The sequence below is a fragment of the Xenorhabdus sp. PB62.4 genome (assembly GCF_014467285.1).
Lineage (GTDB): Bacteria > Pseudomonadota > Gammaproteobacteria > Enterobacterales > Enterobacteriaceae > Xenorhabdus.
The window spans coordinates 1-500 of the sequence record NZ_NKHR01000123.1; the positions used below are offsets into that span (position 1 = coordinate 1).

Consider the following 500-nt stretch of genomic DNA (forward strand, 5'->3'; position numbering starts at 1 on the left):
GGCACATAGCTGAGTTTCTAACGCATTACGGGGGGCGATATAGCTATCCCGGTTACCCCATACTGGCTCTGGCAGGGCGCGGCGATCCAGCTTGCCGTTCAGCGTCAGCGGCACGGATTCAATGCGGGTAAAGCTGGCAGGCAGCATATAATCCGGCAGACGGGCAGAGAGATGTTTAATCAGGGAGTCATCAGACAGAGCTTCCTCTGCCACCAGATAGGCGGCCAGCACTTTATTCCCGTTGTGCTCGCGGTCAATCACCACGGCCTGTTTTACCTGCGGATGGGCCGCGAGGGCGTTTTCAATTTCGCCCAGTTCAATGCGGTAACCGCGGATTTTGACCTGAAAATCATTGCGCCCCAGATATTCGAGGTTGCCGTCCGGCCGCCAGCGCACCAAATCGCCCGTTTTGTACAGGCGGGTATAGCCTTTCGCCTTGTCTTCGGCCGTCGCGAATGGGTTCGCCACAAAACGCTCAGCAGTCAGTTCAGGCCGGTTCC

General features: G+C 57.4%; 1 protein-coding gene. It reads right to left on the minus strand.

The features are described 5' to 3' along the window. The coding region (locus Xenpb_RS19530) for an AMP-binding protein (RefSeq protein ID WP_187655758.1) at positions 1-500 on the minus strand (500 nt) is incomplete at both ends.